Raw genomic sequence first — 411 nt, 5'->3', positions numbered from 1 at the left:
ACATGGCGGTGAGGAAGACGGCGGACTTCCAGGTGAGGGTCGCGGTCCAGGCGGGGGAGCGGAGCCGGCGCCGCTTCGTCTTCATCGGCCGTTTCATCGGCCGTCCGAGGAGGGGGAGGGGTCCGAGGAGGGGGAAACCGAGGATGAGGTCGGGGCGGTCCCGGAGACCTCCGGTGTGGGGGCCGTGCGGTCCCCCCGCCGCTCCGGCGCCCGCAGGATCTCGTCCCGGGTGGCCAGCATCGCCTGCTGCCGCTCGTCCCAGGACCACGCGGTGCGGTACTCGTACCCCGAGATCACCGAAGGCGCCCGCAGCACCAGGTCCCGGCCCGCCCGCTCCACGCTGATCACGGCGTCGGACGTCGACATGATCCGGGTCAGCTCGCCGCCCTCCGCCCGGTACGCGCGCACGGC

The 411-nt window shown here is 73.7% G+C and carries 1 pseudogene; it reads right to left on the bottom strand.

The features are described 5' to 3' along the window. Nucleotides 1–93: 93 nt before the first annotated feature. Nucleotides 94–411: pseudogene (locus RM779_RS33435) on the bottom strand (hypothetical protein); the annotation flags it as partial.

This window comes from Streptomyces johnsoniae (assembly GCF_031845565.1).
Classification (GTDB): Bacteria; Actinomycetota; Actinomycetes; order Streptomycetales; family Streptomycetaceae; genus Streptomyces; species Streptomyces johnsoniae.
Note: the sequence above shows the minus strand (reverse complement) of the source record. Positions and strands in the feature narration are given on the sequence as shown.